The sequence below is a fragment of the Brucella tritici genome (assembly GCF_008932295.1).
In the GTDB taxonomy this organism is placed as follows: Bacteria; Pseudomonadota; Alphaproteobacteria; order Rhizobiales; family Rhizobiaceae; genus Brucella; species Brucella tritici.
In genome coordinates this window covers 83,346-100,313 of sequence record NZ_WBWA01000004.1, presented here as the reverse complement: position 1 = coordinate 100,313, position 16,968 = coordinate 83,346, and the positions used below count along the sequence as shown (strand labels likewise).

Below are 16,968 nucleotides of genomic sequence, written 5' to 3'. Positions count from 1 at the left end.
TCCGCCCGATATTCTCTAAATTACTCCGCAGCGAGCAACTGCGTGCCGCGAATATCGCTGCCCTGATAGACGCCGAGAATGCGCACTTCCTTGGTGAAGAAGCGCAGTTCTTCCAGCGCGAGCTGGAGATTGTGGTCCTCCGGATGTCCTTCGACATCAGCATAGAACTGCGTGGCGATGAAACGCCCGCCGATCTGATAGCTTTCGAGCTTCGTCATGTTGATGCCATTGGTGGCAAAACCGCCCAGCGCCTTGTAGAGCGCAGCCGGGACGTTGCGCACGCGAAAGACAAAAGTCGTCACAATGCGCTCGCCATTTTCGGGACGCGGCGCCCACTGCTTGCTCTTGGACAGAACCACGAAGCGGGTCACATTGTCTTCCGCATCCTCGACATTTTCTTCCAGAATATCGAGACCGTAGAGCTCGGCAGCAAGGCTTGGCGCCAATGCCGCCATGGAGCGATCCTTCATATCGGCGACGAGACGGGCGGCTCCCGCCGTATCGCCCGCGATGACGCCCTTCCAGCCGTTCTGGCGAATGACGTTCCGGCACTGGCCGAGCGCATGGACATGGCTGTGCACCGTCTTGATTTCCTCGCGCTTGACGCCCGGAAGCACCATCAGCTGGAAATGGATCGGCAGGAAATATTCGCCAATGATGTGCATGTCGGCGAGCGGCAGCAGATAGTGAATATCGGCGACGCGACCGGCCAGCGTGTTCTCGATGGGGATCATGGCGAGATCGGCAGCGCCGGTTTCAACCGCGTTGAAGGCATCCTCAAAAGTCGGGCACGGCAAAGGCTCCATATCGGGAAACATGTTGCGGCACGCCGTATCGGAATTTGCGCCCGCTTCACCCTGAAAGGAAATCCTGTTGGTTTTCATCGTACCATGCTTTCTTAAATGCCACTCATCGGTGGCCGTTAGATACCCTGTGCTACAAGAAGACGCGCGCGGTCAAGATCGGCTTGCGTGTCGACGCCGAGAGGCACCGTCTTCACAAGCTCCACATCGATGCGCATTCCGGCTTCGAGAGCCCGCAATTGTTCGAGTTTTTCACGCTTCTCCAGAGGAGATGGGCCAAGCTTCACAAAGCGTTCCAGCGCTGAGCGGCGATAGGCGTAAAGGCCTATATGGTGATAGAGCGGGCCTTCGCCATAGGGCGCGGTTGCGCGGGTGAAATAAAGCGCACGCAGGCGGCTGTTACCGGCAAGCGGGGAACCGACGATCTTCACCACACCTGGATTGGTCTTTTCCGATTCTTCCTCGATTTCGACGCCAAGCGTCGCAATGTCGGCAGGTCCGTCTTCGAGCGGGAGGAGTGCGCGGCGGATGATATCGGGATCGATGGTCGGCAGATCGCCCTGAACATTGACCACGGCGTCGATTTCTCCCGCCGGATCGACTTTCAACAGCGCTTCATAAATGCGGTCGGAGCCGGATTCATGATCCTCGCGCGTCATGATGGCTTCATGGCCATGCGCGGTGACGATTGCAAAAATCTCGTCGCTGTCGGTTGCAACCACGGTCCGGCCCAGCTTTGCAGCCGCTGCACGATCGGCCACATGGACGATCATCGGCTTGCCGCAAATATCGGCGAGCGGCTTGTTGGGCAGCCGCGTGGATGCCATGCGCGCAGGGATAAGAGTGAGTGTCTTTAATGTCTGAAGCATCATCGCCTCTTGAGATCGATAGGTCGCGGACGTCTTGTAACGCGCTTTGCCAGCACTGGAAATGCATCAAAAGTGTCAAAAAGTCACGGGTCCAGTCACCCTTATAGGTGTTGCATCGCCCTGGTAAAAGACCTAGTTTCCGCCCGATGCCGGGGAGAGAATTGCGACCTTTATTAAAGGCTTGCATGCCGGCTAGGAGAGCGTTCTCGGGGAGAGCGTTTTGGTAGAGGGAGCGCTGACCGGCGATGAATTCAACCCGGACTAACAAGTTTATCATGGCTTTTCTGGCAACGGTTTTCGTTGTCATGACGACAGGCATCCTGTCCGATTCGCTGTTTCACTCGCCTGCGCCTGAAAAGCCGGGCTTTATCATCGAAGCGGCGGAAGCCTCGACCGGTGAAGGGGGCGCTGCACCGGCCAAGGAAGAAGTTTCCATTGCGACGTTGCTGCAGTCTGCCGATCCGGCACGCGGTGAAACCGTCTTCAAGCGTTGCGCTGCATGCCATACCGGTGAAAAGGGTGGCGCCAACAAGGTCGGTCCGCATCTGTGGGATGTCGTGAACCGTCCGGCTGCCTCCGTTGAAGGTTTCGGCTATTCGGCTGCCATGAAGGAATTCGGCGCTGGCGGCAACAAGTGGGATTTTGAACATCTCAACAAGTTCCTGACCTCGCCGAAGGGCTTCATCAAAGGCACCGCCATGGGCTTTGCTGGTGACAAGAAGGACAATGAGCGCGCCGATCTGATCGCTTATCTGCGCACGCTGTCCGACAATCCGGCTCCGCTGCCAACCGCTGATGCAGCACCTGCTGCTGGCGGTGATGCAAAGCCAGCCGAAGGCGAAAAGCCCGCGGAAGGCGCACCGTCAAGCGCACCGGCAGGCGGCGAACAGAAGCCAGCAGAACCGGCACCGGCGAATTAAGCCGACAAGACGGAATGACGATCAAAGCCCGGTTCGCCGGGCTTTTTTCTTGCCTGCAACAAATTTCTTGCCCGCATGCCTTTCTTCCTCCGCAAAAACCCATAAGACTTCATCCCAATATATCCGAAACAGGAACGGAGAGGCTGGATGAGAGCTTTTTGGGCGGGTGCGTTCGCGGTGGCCATGCTTGCGAGCACGGTTTCAATGGGGCGCGCAAATGACGCGGAACCCCAGTGGCGATATTCCTCCAGCCTGCTCGGCGAGCCCAAATATCCAGCCGATTTCAAACATTATGACTATGTGAACCCCGATGCGCCGAAAGGCGGTACGCTGAACATGGTCGCCGTCGGTACCTTCGACAGCCTCAATCCGTTCGTGGTGCAGGGTGTTGCTGCCGCTGGCCTGTCCGACTTCGGCGGCGGGATGCTCTACGACACGCTGATGACGGATTCGGTCGATCAGGGATCGACCCAATACCCGCTCATCGCCGAAGCCCTGCAATATCCCGACGATTTCTCCTGGGTGAAATTCAAGCTCAATCCCAAAGCGAAATGGCATGACGGGCAGCCGATCACCGTCGATGACGTGATCTGGTCGTTCGATGTGCTGAAGAAGCAGTCGCCGATGTACAACAAATATTATGGCGACGTGGAGAAAGCGGAAAAGACTGGCGAACATGAGGTGAAATTCACCTTCAGCCAGAAGGGCAACCGCGAACTGCCGCAGATTCTGGGGCAGCTTGCCGTTCTGCCCAAGCATTGGTGGGAAGGCAAGGATGCGCAGGGCAGGCAGCGCGATATTACCCGTCCGACGCTTGAAATCCCGCTCGGCTCTGCGGCCTACAAGATCGACAGCATGACGCCAGGACGCTCCATCACCTGGGCGCGCGTCGACGACTATTGGGGCAAGGATCTGGGCGTCAATGTCGGGCGCAACAACTTCGACCGCCTGCGCTACGAATATTATTTCAACGAGGATGCGACCTGGGAAGCCTTCAAGAAAGGCGGACAGTACGACTACCGGAACGAGAATCGCGCCCAGCGCTGGGCTGAACAGTATAATTTCCCAGCCGTGCAGCGCGGCGATGTCGTAAAGGCTTCGTTCCCCTATCACGCCGTCGGACGTATGCAGGGCTATTTCCTGAACACGCGCCGCGACAAGTTCAAAGACCCCAAAGTGCGTCAGGCGCTAACCTACGCCTTCGACTTCGAATCGATGAACCGCCTGCTGTTCTTCAACCAGTACAAGCGCATCAACAGCTATTTCGCAGGCAATGAACTGGAACTGAGCGGCCCGCCGACACCGGCGGAACAGGCCATCCTGGAAACGGTGAAGGACGCACTCCCCGCCGATGCACTGACCAAGGAATTCAAGCTGCCGGTCTATGACACGCCGCAGGCCACCCGCGAAAACCTGCGCACTTCGCTGAAGCTCTTCTCGGAAGCGGGCTGGACATTGCAGGGCAATAAGCTCGTCGATGCCAAGGGCAATCCGTTCACCATCGAATTTCTCGGCAAGGACCCGACGGACGAGCGCATTTACAATCCATTTGCCGCAAGCCTGCGCAAGATCGGCATCAATGCGACTGTGCGTATCGTTGACGCGGCGCAATATCAGGCACGTGTCAACGATTTCGACTATGATGTCATCACCTCAATCATCGCGCAAACCGCCTCACCCGGCAATGAGCAGCGTGACATGTGGGGCTCCAAAGCTGCCGATTTCAAAGGCAGTCGCAACTATGCCGGTATCAAGAACCCGGCCATCGACAAGCTGATCGACCGCGTCATCTATGCCAAGGATCGGGACGAGCTTGTCGCCTCGACCCACGCGCTCGACCGGGCGCTTTTGTGGAGCTATTACGTCATCCCGCAATGGTATGATGACAAGATCAAAGTGGCCTATTGGAATAAATTTGGAATGCCTGAAAAGCAGCCGGACTATAGTGGCATCGACCCTTTCTCCTGGTGGATAGACCCCGCGAAGGAAGCCAAGCTCAAAACCGGTAGCGAGTGAGGGCCGGGCGAGAATGACGATTCTTCGCATGAACCGCCGCTATTTTCTGGGGCTTTCGGGAAGTGCAGCCGTTGCGGCCTTCCTGCCGCCAAAGGCCTTTGCAGACATCCCCACAGGCGAGGTGCTGCACGGGCTTTCCGCTTTCGGTGACCTGAAATACGGTCCCGATTTTCCGCATTTCGACTATGCCAGTCCCGAAGCACCGAAGGGCGGCACGTTCAATTTCGCGCCGTCGAGCTGGGTCTGGAACCAGAATACCGACACGTTCAACACGCTCAATACCTTCACGTTCAAGGGTGATGCGCCGCCGCGCATGGAGCTGACCTTCGATACGCTGATGGCTTCGGCGCTGGATGAGCCGGATTCCGTATACGGCCTGATCGCGGAAAGTGCGACGCTTTCGAAAGACCGCCGCAGTTGCACTTTCAAGCTTCGCAAGGAAGCGCGTTTTCACGACGGCTCGCCGATCGAGGCGAAAGACGTGCTGTTCACCTATACAACCATCAAGCAGAAAGGCCATCCAACGCTGCGCCAGTCGCTGGCTGGAATGGAAAAGGTGGAGGCAACCGGCAGACGAGAAGTGCGTATGCGCTTCGTCGAAGGGCGCGGACCGAACGCCATCCTCGATGCCGTGACAGTGCCGATCCTGTCGGAGAGCTGGTTCAAGGATCGCGATTTCGAAGCCACGACCATGGAGCCTGTGCTGGGCTCCGGCGCCTACAAGGTCGGCAACTTCGCCGCCGGTCAGTTCATCGAATATGACCGCGTCGAGGATTATTGGGCGAAAGACCTTCCGGTGCAGAAGGGGTTCAACCATTTCGACCGCATTCGCATCGAGTTTTTCCGTGACCGCCAGCCGCAATTCGAAGCCTTCAAGAAAGGCAGTATCGATTACCGCGAGGAGAGCGTCTCCAAGAACTGGGCAACAGCCTATGATTTCCCGGCCATCCAGCAGGGAAAGGTCATCAAGCGCACCTTTTCGCGAGAAAAGCGCCCGCTGATGCAGGCATGGGCGCTGAACCAGCGCCGCGAGCGGTTCCGCGATCCGCGCGTGCGTGACGCAATTGCGCTCTGCTTCGACTTCGAATGGACTAACGAGCATCTCTTCTACAAAGTTTATGCCCGCTCGCAATCCAGTTTCAACGGGTCGGATTTTCAGGCAAGTGGCCTGCCCACACCTGATGAGCTGAAAGTGCTGGAACGCTATCGCGGCAAGCTTCCGGACGCTGTCTTCGGCGAAGCTATACTCATGCCTGTATCGGACGGGACAGGCCGCGACCGTGCGCAGTTTGCGCAGGCTATCAAGCTGTTGGAGGCGGTCGGTTTCGAGCGCAAGAACGGTCAGTTCCACGACAAGGACGGATCGAAGTTCGCGCTGGAGATACTCTCCAATTCCGAAACCTTCACGCGGGTCTACAATCCTTATGTTCAGAAGCTGCGCGCCATCGGTATCGACGCCAGCCTGCAGCTTGTCGATGCAAGCCAGTATCAGTCGCGGATACAGGATTTCCAGTTCGACATGGTGGGTATGGCGCTGCAGTTCAGCCCGACACCGACACAGGAATCGCTTGCCGGCATGTTCGGCTCCGAATCGGCCAAGGTGCCGGGCAGCTATAATCTTCCCGGCACGGAAGATCCGTTGATTGATGCGCTGATTGCGGATATCGGCAAGGTTTCGACGCGCGAAGAACTCGTCGCCACGATGCGGGTGCTTGATCGGTACTTGCGTATCCGGCGCGACTGGATTCCAAATTGGACGACAGCGAATCATCTCGCGGCCTATTGGGACCGGTTCGGTTTCAAGGAGCCGAAGCCCGATTACGGCTTTCCCGTCGAGACGCTGTGGTGGATCAAATCGTTATCGTGAATAAAAGAGGCAAAAGCTGTTGCTAAGTCCCAAGTGTCTGAATCAAAAAACGGCAGGCTGCGGCGAAAATGGTGATTTCGGGAACCGGAGCGCAGCGTACTTAAAGGTACGCGAGCGCCAGAAGCGCAGAAATTGCCATTTGCAGCCCAGCATGGTGGCTTTTGGATCAGACACGAAGAGAAGGCCGGACTGATGGGCGCTTATATTCTCCGCCGTCTGCTTCTGATGATCCCGACGATACTCGGCATCATGGCTATTTCCTTCGCTGTGGTTCAGTTCGCCCCCGGTGGTCCAGTCGAGCGCGTGATTGCGCAGCTTTCCGGCCAGGGTGGCGACGCTCTCGACCGCCTTTCGGGCGGTGGTGGCGATTTCGGCCAAAGCGCTGTCGACAGCGGCTCGGTCAATTCCAAATATCGCGGCGCGCAGGGGCTGGACCCGCAATTCATCGCTGATCTGGAAAAGCAGTTTGGCTTCGACAAGCCGCCACTGGAACGCTTCGGCCAGATGTTGTGGAACTATATGCGCTTCGATTTCGGACGCAGCTATTTCCGCGATATCAGCGTGATCGACCTCATCAAAGAAAAGATGCCGGTTTCGATCTCGCTCGGGCTTTGGCTGACTTTTCTGTCCTACATGATCTCGATTCCACTCGGCATTCGCAAGGCAATCAAGGACGGTTCACGCTTCGACACCTGGACCAGCGCGGTCATCATCGTCGGCTACGCCATTCCAAGCTTCCTGTTTGCAATCCTGCTGATCGTACTGTTTGCGGGCGGCTCGTTCTTCGACTGGTTCCCGCTGCGCGGCCTCACCTCGCCCGATTTCGCGCAAATGTCGTTCTGGGGCAAGATCGGCGACTATCTGTGGCATATGGTGCTGCCGGTGACTGCACTCGTGCTTTCCGCCTTCGCCACCACGACCTTGCTGACCAAGAATTCGTTTCTGGAAGAAATCCGCAAGCAATATGTAACCACGGCGCGCGCCAAGGGACTGACCGAGAATCAGGTTCTCTATCGTCACGTCTTCCGCAATGCGATGCTGATCGTGATCGCCGGTTTTCCGGGCGCTTTCATCTCAGCCTTCTTCACCGGCTCGCTTCTGATCGAAACCATCTTCTCGCTCGACGGACTTGGACTGCTGGGCTACCAGTCGGTCATCAACCGTGATTATCCCGTGGTCTTCGCCAATCTCTTCATCTTCTCGCTGATCGGCCTTCTGGTCGGCCTTTTGTCCGATCTCACCTATACGTGGATCGATCCGCGCATCGACTTTGACCGGAGGGACGTGTGATGACCGACACCCCCCTCACCCCAACCGCAAAGCCGGTAAAACGTCCGTTTCTGTCGCCACTCAACAAGCGGCGCTGGCAGAACTTCAAGGCCAACAAGCGCGGTTACTGGTCGCTGTGGATTTTCCTGTTCCTGCTCATCGCAGCGCTTTGCTCCGAGTTCATCGCAAATGACCGGCCCATCCTCGTTTCCTACAAGGGCGAGCTGCTGATGCCGGTTTTCGTCGATTATCCGGAAGAGAAATTCGGCGGCTTTTATGCCGTTACCGATTATCGCGACCCGGTGATACAGGACGAGATCAACAATAATGGCTGGGCCATCTGGCCGCCGATCCGCTATTCCTACAACACCGTGAACAACGAGATACCGGAAGCAGCGCCGTCGAAGCCGTTCTGGCTCTATTCGGCGGAAGAACGCTGCCAGCGCTATCCGCAGGGCGTGAGCGATCCCAATTGCCGCTTTGGCAATTTCAATCTGCTCGGCACCGACGATCAGGCGCGCGACGTTTTTGCACGCGCACTCTACGGCTTTCGCATTTCGGTGCTGTTCGGCCTGATTCTCACCTTCTTCTCTGCCATTATCGGCGTGACGGCTGGTGCAGTTCAGGGTTATTTCGGCGGCTGGGTCGATCTTCTGTTCCAGCGCTTCATCGAAATCTGGTCCTCGATCCCGGTTCTCTACCTGTTGCTGATTATCGCGGCGATATTGCCGCCCGGCTTCTGGGTGCTTCTGGGCATCATGCTTCTGTTCTCATGGGTGGCTTTCGTCGGCGTCGTGCGCGCGGAATTTTTGCGGGCCCGAAACTTCGAATATGTGAATGCGGCGCGAGCGCTCGGCGTGAAGAACGGCACCATCATGTGGCGGCATCTCCTGCCCAATGCCATGGTCGCGACCTTGACCTTCCTGCCTTTCATCCTGAATGGTTCGATCACCACGCTGACCTCGCTCGACTTCCTCGGTTTCGGGCTGCCGCCCGGCTCGGCTTCGCTGGGCGAACTTCTCGCACAGGGCAAGAACAACCTGCAGGCGCCGTGGCTCGGCATTACCGGCTTCGTGGTCATCTCGCTGATGCTGTCGCTTCTGATCTTCATCGGTGAGGCAACACGCGACGCCTTCGATCCGCGAAAGGCATTTCAATGAGTGGGCCAATGAGCGGGTCTATGATCGAATCAGGGAACAAAATCCTGCTATCCGTCCGCGATCTGTCGGTCGCGTTCCGCCAGAATGGCGAGGAACGCATTTCCGTGGACCGTGTATCCTTCGACATTGCCGAAGGTGAAACGGTAGCCCTTGTCGGCGAATCGGGATCAGGAAAATCCGTCTCGGCCTTGTCTGTCCTGAAGCTGCTGCCCTATCCATCCGCCAGTCACCCTTCCGGAGAAATTCTTTTCAATGGCAAGGATTTGATGAAGGCCTCGGAGCCGGAACTGCGCCGTGTGCGCGGCAATGACATCACGATGATCTTTCAGGAGCCGATGACATCGCTCAATCCGCTGCACAGTGTGGAGCGGCAGATCGGTGAAATCCTGAAAATGCACCAAGGCATGGGGGAGCAGGCTGCACGGGCGCGGACGCTGGAACTTCTGAACGAAGTCGGCATTCGCGAACCGGAAAAGCGCCTGTCGGCCTTCCCGCACCAGCTTTCCGGCGGACAGCGCCAGCGCGTCATGATCGCCATGGCGCTTGCCAACAAGCCGAAGCTGCTGATTGCCGACGAGCCGACCACGGCGCTCGATGTCACCGTGCAGGCGCAGATCTTGAAGCTGCTTGCCGAGCTTAAAGCCGCGCAGGGCATGTCGATGCTCTTCATCACCCACGACCTCGGTATCGTGCGCAAGATCGCCGACAAGGTCTGCGTGATGAGCAAGGGCAAGATCGTCGAGGCCGGGCCGACCAAAGAGATTTTTGAAAACCCGCAGCATCCTTACACCAAGCACCTGCTTGCGGCTGAACCGAAGGGCGAGCCGCCTGCCGCCGATCCGGCAGCAAAAACGGTGATGGAAGGCAAGGATATCCGCGTCTGGTTCCCGATCAAGAAGGGGTTCATGCGCAAGACCGTCGATCATGTGAAAGCAGTGGATGGCATCGACGTGAACCTGCGTGCCGGACAGACGCTCGGCGTCGTCGGCGAATCAGGTTCCGGCAAGACGACGCTTGGCCTCGCATTGTCGCGCATGATTTCATCCAGGGGCGAGATCAGGTTCAACGGGCGCGATATTGCCAAGTTCAGCTTCAAGGATATGCGCCCGCTGCGCCGCGAGATGCAGATCGTGTTTCAGGATCCGTTCGGCTCGCTTTCTCCGCGCATGACCATTGCAGATATCATTGCCGAAGGCTTGCTGGTGCATGAGCCGAAGCTCTCCGCCGATGATCGCGATGCGCGTGTCGTGGCAGCGCTGCAGGAAGTGAACCTCGACCCCGAAACCCGCTTCCGCTATCCGCACGAATTTTCCGGCGGCCAGCGCCAGCGCGTCGCCATTGCACGTGCCATGGTGCTGAACCCGAAATTCGTCATGCTGGACGAACCGACCTCCGCGCTCGATATGAGCGTGCAGGCACAGGTAGTCGATCTGTTACGCGCATTGCAGAAGAAGCATGATCTCGCCTATCTTTTCATAAGCCACGACCTGAAAGTGGTGCGGGCGCTGGCAAATGACGTGCTGGTGATGCGTAACGGCAAGGCCGTCGAATATGGCGCGGCGAAGGATGTCTTCGCCCACCCGCAGACCGACTATACCAAGGCGTTGATGGCGGCAGCCTTCCGCATGGAAGCAACAGAGGGAGGAACGAAGCAATGACAAACAATGATAAGGGCAATATCCTTCTGGCGATCACCGACTGGGACCCGGAAATCTGGCTGAAGACGTTTCGGGATCATGCGCCGGACCGCCCGGTGGTGACGGATCGCACGGAAAACGATCCTTCCATCAAATATGCTCTCGTCTGGAAGCAGAAGCCTGGCTCGCTTGAGAACCTGCCCAATCTGAAGGTTATCTTCTCGCTGGGCGCAGGCGTCGATCACGTCTTCCGCGATGACCGGATTCCCGATGTGCCGCTGGTGCGCATCATCTCCGACGATCTTACCATGCGCATGACGGAATATGTCGTCTGGCAGGTGCTGGACCATCACCGTCTCGGACAGCGCTATCGCAAGCAGCAGCAGAATCATGTCTGGCATGAGGATCGCCGCCAGCCTGCGGCTCATGAAGTCACGGTCGGCATCATGGGCCTCGGTGTGCTCGGGCGCGATGCGGCTGAAAAGCTGAAGTTGCTCGGCTTCAATGTCACCGGCTGGAGCCGTCGTCTGCAAGAGATCGATGGCGTGCAGACCTATCACGGCAAGGACGGCTTTGGGAAATTCCTCAGGACTGCCGACATCTTCGTCTGTCTGCTGCCGCTGACGCCCGACACAAAGGGCATCCTCTCCATGTCGATGTTCGCGCAACTGAAGAGCGACGGGCCGCTCGGCGCGCCGGTGCTGATTAATGCCGGACGCGGCGGTCTGCAGAACGAGGCCGATATTCTGGCCGCGCTCGATCGCGGGCTTCTTTCGGCAGCTTCGCTCGACGTGTTCACTCAGGAACCGTTGCCAACCAGCAGCCCTCTCTGGGATCACCCGCGCGTGACGATCACTCCGCACGCGGCAGCAAGCTCATCTGCAACCGCCCTTGTGCCGCAGATCATCCGGCAGATCGAAGCCTTCGAGCGGGACGGGACGCTGGAACACATCGTCGACCGCAACACGCAGTATTAAGCAGCGATCCCAATTGCTCCGTCCTCGCTGACCGTCACCCGATGGCCGGCGAGCTGCTTTAGCGCCTCGCGATCAAGTTCAATGGCGATAGGCACGTCATGCCCCATTTCACGGGCCACGATGAGGCCAAGGAGCAGGATCGCATCCGGTTCGTGCAGGACAATGGCCGCAGGCGCATGACCGCTATGGACCAGCTCCAGAAGAACGGCCGCAGCCGATGACGACCCGATGGTCCCAGGCAGGCATAGAACGCGCCCGGCAATGCTCTGCCCATGTTCCGGATGGCGCACGTCAGCAATCCGCCCGCTCTTCGGATCGACGCCACCCCAGAAGCTGATCGGCGCAGAAAGAACCAGCGCCTCGGCATCCGCCCCTTTGCCTGCAACGAGTATGGAACTTTTCCCGATGCTCATGCCGCCTGTCTCCCGAAAACCGGCCTGCCTGCGACAGCGCTTTCCACGCACTCTTCTAGCGAGCCGTAGAGCACGCCATAACCGGTATTACCGGGTGCATAATGCGCGAACTTGCCGGAGTTTGTCATAAGAACGGCATCATTCTTAGCTGGCAAAATTGGTGTAACGACCACGCATGTGTCGGCGACGATCACGACGCCTGCTTTTTCAAGCACCTGCCTGCGCCCGTCTTTCTCCAGTTCAACCAGTGCGTGACGGCCCGTGCAGGCATAAAGCGGCACCGCGAGCTTGCGTTCCGCTATCGCGCGCTCCAGACGGTCGAATTCGGCTATCGAAAGATGCGGACTGCCAATGGCAACCGCATCGATATGATCGACCTGCTCGACTGTCGAAAGCCGCTTGCGCGTCGCCTCGATCATTTCTCGCGTGACGCGGATGACGCCTTCCGGCTTCTGGTGCTGCAAAGCCGTTTCAAGATCGGGCGCTTCGGGCGTCACACCTGCAATATGGAACAGACCGACTGCGCCGACCGATGCCGATGCCGCGCCGAAAGCCTTGAGATCGTCTTCATCGGGATGGATCGGACTGCCCGCAACGACACCGATATTCGTGCCAACGCTGCGACCGAACAGATTGCCGAGAATAGGCCATGCGACTTCCGAAGACAGAAACGCCGGGTCGAGTGCCGAAATATCGATCACCACCGTGGCGCGGCGGTTTTCGCTGCGATGCAGACCATAATCCGGCGCGCGGCCAGCAATCGCACAGGCAATATCGAGAAAGTCGCCATAGCGATTGGTACGCGCGCCGAGAACCGAATTACAGAACACGACCGCATTGGATTCACCCCAGGCGACATCAGTGCCCTTTGCTGGCCTGTGTCCAGCCTGATAGGGCGCACAGGTCCAGGTCGGTTCGCAGCCGAGCCTGATATAGGCTCGCATCATGCGCCTGGCCATTTCAGCCTCTTGAGCCGGCAAAAGATTACGCGAACAGCCCGTCAGATCTATAGAGCCGACATTGAGCGTCGAGCGGACTTTGACCTTTGCGCCGCCCTCAACCAGTTTTTCAGCAAAAAGCGTTCCGCTGTCACCGTGATAAAGCGCGCCGTCAATATGAGCGGATGCAACAGGGATCAGACGCGGCGCACCCATCAGCCTCGCGGTATCGGCCACGATGCGCATTGCCATCGCAGCGCCCTCCCCCTGATCGCCTGCGGCTATCGACCGTTCTTCATGCGTTAATGTCAGTGCCACGCGTGATCTCCTTGCGCATGGTTATGGATGTGGGGCGGCTATAGCCCGGATGCGCAGTCTCCGCGATCTTGCGATATCCGAGCTTCTCAAACACCGCCCGATTGCGCGTAAGCTCGATACGCACCTGCAACTCAATCGATGGCTTGCCTTTTGCAACCGCAACATCTTCCGCCTTTTGTATCAGCAATCGCCCGATGCCTCTTCCCTCAAAGGCGGGTGCGACGGCAAGCTTACCGAGATAAAAGCCGTGGGCCTTTTCCCGTAGGAAGACACAGCCGACAAGTCTGTCATCAAGAAAGGCTGCAAAACCGGTTTCTTCCTGTGCCTTCTGCCGCAGATTTTCCGCCGTCTGCAAGCCTGCTGATGAGGGCGGATCGATCACGCCGTCCATATAGGCGAAGCTGTCGCGGATCATGCCGAGCAGTTCTTCCCACTGCCCGAAATTCTCGCCAATAGCCTCGACACGCAGAGCCGTCATTTCGGTTTGCGCGCCTTATAACGAATGGTTTCGAAGCGGACATTCAAGGCATTGTAGAGCAGCAGACGACCAACCAGTGGCTCGCCGATACCGGTGATGAGCTTAATGACTTCCATCGCCTGCAGGCTGCCGATCACACCCGGCAGGACGCCCAGCACACCGGCTTCGGCGCAGGTCGGCACTGTTCCAGGTGGCGGCGCTTCTGGAAAGAGATCGCGATAAGATGGGTTCTGCGTGCCATCCGGCCCGGTCGTATAGGGCATCAGCACGGTGACCGTGCCATCGAAGCGGCCCATGGCACCCGTCACGAGCGGTCTTCCCACCCTGGCAGCAGCATCGGCCAGAACATAGCGCGTAGTGAAATTGTCCGAGCCATCCACCAGAACGTCATAATTGCCGATCAACGCTTCTACGTTACCGGCATCAAGGCGAAGCTGGTGTCCTTCGACCATCACATGCGGATTGATGCGGGCAATGGTGGCAAGCGCGCTTTCCACCTTTGGCTGGCCCACACTTTCCGTATCATGAATGACCTGCCGTTGCAGGTTCGATAGCGAAACAGTGTCGTCATCGACTATGCCGAGCGTGCCGATACCGGCAGCCGCCAGATATTGGAGCACAGGCGCGCCAAGCCCGCCTGCGCCGACGATCAGCACACGCGCGGCCTTCAGCTTCTGCTGGCCCGGACCGCCGATTTCCGGCAGCACGATATGGCGCGCATAGCGTTCAAGTTCTTCGGACGAAAATGGTCTGGATGGTGCATTCATACCCCAAACATATGCCTCTCCCAAGGCGCTGTCAGCGGATATTTTGCCTCACGGCACGATGCCAAATTGGAACCGATTCTCGAATCAGGCGTCAGACAGTCTTGTAAGGTGACCGGCAGAGACGTTGAAGAACTGCGCTTCCCCTTCGAGCGCTTCGAAAAGCGCGCGATCCGTACCGGTCATGAAGGCCTGTCCGCCAAGCTCATCAAGGATGCCGAAGAGCGCGGCGCGGCGGCCCGTATCGAGATGTGCTGCGATTTCATCGAGCAGGAGAATCGGAGCCATACCGGAAAGCTCTGCCGTCAGTCGGGCATGGGCAAGCACGAGACCGATCAAAAGCGCCTTTTGCTCGCCCGTGGAACAGAGCGCGGCTGGCATGGCCTTGGGGCGATGCTGGACGATCAGATCGGTGCGATGCGGGCCGTCGAGCGTGCGGCCCGCCGCCCGGTCCCGCGCGCGACCATCGCGCAGTGTACGGCGGAAATCCTCTTCAAGATCGAGCGCTGCCTCGACATTGATTCTCTGCTCCAGCGCCCCCTCCAGAAAACAATCAGCCTTGGGAAACGGTCCCTCGGCAGGCAGCCGTTCGATCATCGCCGCGATCAGGCGCATGGCTTCGGCGCGCGCAGCAGCAATGGCAGTGCCCAGTTCCGCCATCTGGCTTTCAATCGCATCCAGCCATTGATCGTCATTGTTGCCATCGTTCAGCAAGCGGTTGCGACTGCGCATCGCCTTTTCATAATCGAGCACGCGCTTGCCGTGGGCAGTATCGATGGCAAGCACCATACGGTCGAGAAACCGCCGGCGATCAGAAGCGCCTCCGGTGAAAAGCCCATCCATAGACGGCACCACCCAGAGGATACGCGCATAGTCGAGCATATCGTCGCCGGAAGCGGCAATCCCGTTGATACGTACCTTGCGGCCACCCTCGCCACCACCAGCGGTTCCGGTGCCGACTTCTGCTTCGCCATAAATCATACAGTCGAGCGCCGCATGAATGGCAAAACCGTCGAACGAGTTGGTGCGGGCAACATCGTCATAGGCAGCACGGCGCAGGCCGCGTCCCGGCGACAGAAAGGAAATCGCTTCGATCAGATTGGTCTTGCCGGAGCCATTCTCACCAGTCAGCACGACATGGCCGGGGCCAAGTGGCAGTGACAGTTCCGCATAATTGCGGAAATTCAAAAGTTTGAGCCGCCGGATCGAAACACGTTCCGGGCGGCTTTGATTAGGCTCAGGCGTATTCACTTTTCTGTTCTTTAAACACGCATCGGCATCAGGACGTACAACACATCTTCATCGCCGGTGTCACGCACCAGTGTCGGCGAACCGGCGTCGGCGAGCATGAAGACCGCATCCGAACCCGAAAGCTGGCTCGTAATGTCGAGCAGATATTTCGAGTTGAATCCGATATCGAGCGGATCAGCATCGTAATCCGCCGCGAGCTCATCGGTTGCGCTGCCGGAATCAGGATTGTTGACGGTGAGTGTCAGTTGGCCATCGGCGATCGAAAGTTTTACCGCGCGGCCACGTTCGCTCGAAATGGTCGAGACACGATCCACGGAGGCCGCAAATTCCTGGCGTCCGATGGTGAGCTTCTTGTCATTGCCGGACGGAATCACGCGCTGGTAATCCGGGAAGGTTCCGTCGATCAGCTTCGAGGTGAGGACGACCGATCCAACAGTGAATCGAATCTTGGCGTCCGACAGTTCAACTGTAACGACCACATCCGGCACATCGACCAGCTTCTGCAATTCGGCAACCGTCTTGCGCGGGATGATGATGCCCGGCATGCCCTCCGTGCCGGACGGCGCTTCCAGCTCGGCGCGCGCCAGACGGTGACCGTCGGTCGCGACAGCACGCAGCTTCAGGGCGCCGTCGCTTTCGATGGCGTGGAAGAAAATGCCATTGAGGTAATAACGGGTTTCTTCCGTCGAAATCGCAAATTGCGTGCGGTCGATGAGACGCTTCAGCGCCTGCGCCTCGATCCGGAAGGAATGAGTGAAGGCACCAGCGGTCAGTTCCGGGAAATCGGACTGCGGCAGGCACTGCAGGCGGAAAGACGACTTGCCGGAAATAACCGACATGGAACCGCCATCCGGGTTGGTGGACAGCATGACTTCAGCGCCATCCGGCAGCTTGCGGACAATATCATAGAGAAGATGTGCCGGAACCGTCGTGGCACCTGCCTGTTCCACCATGGCGGCTGTCGCTTCGTTGACCTCGAGATCAAGGTCGGTCGCCTTGAGCGCGAGGCTTGCGCCCTCAGCCTGCAAAAGCACGTTCGACAAAATCGGTATCGTGTTGCGGCGCTCCACGACGCGATGGACGTGGTTGAGAGATTTGAGAAGGTTCGATCGCTCTAGGGTAACACGCATGTTCAAACGCACTCGCTCGCTGGGACAGGGCAACTGCATCTGACGGGCAGGCAGGCGGCCCCTGTCGATAAGGCGCCGGGGCGCCAGAAGGTCCGTTAAAGTGGCAGATTTTTAAGGAGAAAAGCAAGCCCGCGCCATGTCGGAAAGCGACAGGGCCC

15 protein-coding genes are annotated in these 16,968 nt (G+C 58.3%); 7 read left to right on the top strand and 8 right to left on the bottom strand.

The features are described from left to right. Window positions 1–20 precede the first annotated feature (20 nt). Complete coding sequence (locus F9K91_RS06270) at window positions 21–884, bottom strand: prephenate dehydratase (RefSeq protein ID WP_109987125.1); 864 nt, start codon at window positions 882–884, stop codon at window positions 21–23. 38 nt (window positions 885–922) lie between these two features. Further along, complete coding sequence (locus F9K91_RS06265; RefSeq protein ID WP_151557124.1) at window positions 923–1,672, bottom strand: 3-deoxy-manno-octulosonate cytidylyltransferase; 750 nt, start codon at window positions 1,670–1,672, stop codon at window positions 923–925. Between the two features lie 245 nt (window positions 1,673–1,917). Here F9K91_RS06265 and F9K91_RS06260 point away from each other — a divergent pair, with 245 nt between their 5' ends. The 7 genes from F9K91_RS06260 to F9K91_RS06230 all read left to right on the top strand — a co-directional run bounded on the left by F9K91_RS06260 (window position 1,918) and on the right by F9K91_RS06230 (window position 11,518). Then, window positions 1,918–2,592 carry a c-type cytochrome gene (locus tag F9K91_RS06260; protein ID WP_151557126.1) on the top strand — a complete coding sequence of 225 codons (675 nt, stop codon included), beginning with the start codon at window positions 1,918–1,920 and terminating at the stop codon, window positions 2,590–2,592. 147 nt (window positions 2,593–2,739) lie between these two features. Beyond that, on the top strand, window positions 2,740–4,608 hold the full coding sequence (locus F9K91_RS06255) for an extracellular solute-binding protein (protein WP_151677443.1): 1,869 nt from the start codon (window positions 2,740–2,742) through the stop codon (window positions 4,606–4,608). A gap of 13 nt (window positions 4,609–4,621) precedes the next feature. Further along, entirely contained in the window at window positions 4,622–6,475 is a 1,854-nt protein-coding gene (locus F9K91_RS06250) for an extracellular solute-binding protein (protein ID WP_151677442.1), read from the top strand. A 192-nt stretch (window positions 6,476–6,667) separates the two neighbouring features. Then, window positions 6,668–7,765 (top strand): microcin C ABC transporter permease YejB, encoded by a 1,098-nt coding sequence (locus tag F9K91_RS06245; RefSeq protein WP_061345213.1) that lies wholly within the window; start codon window positions 6,668–6,670, stop codon window positions 7,763–7,765. After that, window positions 7,765–8,904 (top strand): ABC transporter permease, encoded by a 1,140-nt coding sequence (locus tag F9K91_RS06240; protein WP_151557132.1) that lies wholly within the window; start codon window positions 7,765–7,767, stop codon window positions 8,902–8,904. Before F9K91_RS06245 ends, F9K91_RS06240 begins: the two co-directional genes overlap by 1 nt. After that, complete coding sequence (locus F9K91_RS06235; protein WP_151677441.1) at window positions 8,901–10,562, top strand: ABC transporter ATP-binding protein; 1,662 nt, start codon at window positions 8,901–8,903, stop codon at window positions 10,560–10,562. Before F9K91_RS06240 ends, F9K91_RS06235 begins: the two co-directional genes overlap by 4 nt. Then, entirely contained in the window at window positions 10,559–11,518 is a 960-nt protein-coding gene (locus tag F9K91_RS06230) for a 2-hydroxyacid dehydrogenase (RefSeq protein WP_151557137.1), read from the top strand. Before F9K91_RS06235 ends, F9K91_RS06230 begins: the two co-directional genes overlap by 4 nt. Here the strand turns inward: F9K91_RS06230 and F9K91_RS06225 are convergent. From F9K91_RS06225 to dnaN, 6 genes are all read right to left on the bottom strand, one after another. After that, entirely contained in the window at window positions 11,515–11,931 is a 417-nt protein-coding gene (locus tag F9K91_RS06225) for an aconitase X swivel domain-containing protein (RefSeq protein ID WP_151677440.1), read from the bottom strand. The two genes, F9K91_RS06230 and F9K91_RS06225, sit on opposite strands and share 4 nt — an antisense overlap. Continuing rightward, window positions 11,928–13,187, bottom strand: a complete 1,260-nt coding sequence (locus tag F9K91_RS06220) for an aconitase X (protein ID WP_208852680.1) — start codon at window positions 13,185–13,187, stop codon at window positions 11,928–11,930. Before F9K91_RS06220 ends, F9K91_RS06225 begins: the two co-directional genes overlap by 4 nt. Beyond that, entirely contained in the window at window positions 13,165–13,665 is a 501-nt protein-coding gene (locus F9K91_RS06215) for a GNAT family N-acetyltransferase (RefSeq protein WP_151677439.1), read from the bottom strand. Before F9K91_RS06215 ends, F9K91_RS06220 begins: the two co-directional genes overlap by 23 nt. Beyond that, window positions 13,662–14,432, bottom strand: coding sequence for a molybdopterin-synthase adenylyltransferase MoeB (locus F9K91_RS06210; protein WP_151677438.1), 771 nt, complete (start codon window positions 14,430–14,432; stop codon window positions 13,662–13,664). Before F9K91_RS06210 ends, F9K91_RS06215 begins: the two co-directional genes overlap by 4 nt. 84 nt (window positions 14,433–14,516) lie before the next feature. Beyond that, the gene (gene recF, locus F9K91_RS06205; protein WP_151677437.1) at window positions 14,517–15,680 is read right to left on the bottom strand and encodes a DNA replication/repair protein RecF; all 1,164 of its coding nucleotides are present in this window, start codon (window positions 15,678–15,680) and stop codon (window positions 14,517–14,519) included. 11 nt (window positions 15,681–15,691) lie between these two features. Then, window positions 15,692–16,810, bottom strand: coding sequence for a DNA polymerase III subunit beta (gene dnaN, locus F9K91_RS06200; protein ID WP_061344706.1), 1,119 nt, complete (start codon window positions 16,808–16,810; stop codon window positions 15,692–15,694). Between the last annotated feature and the right edge of the window lie 158 nt (window positions 16,811–16,968).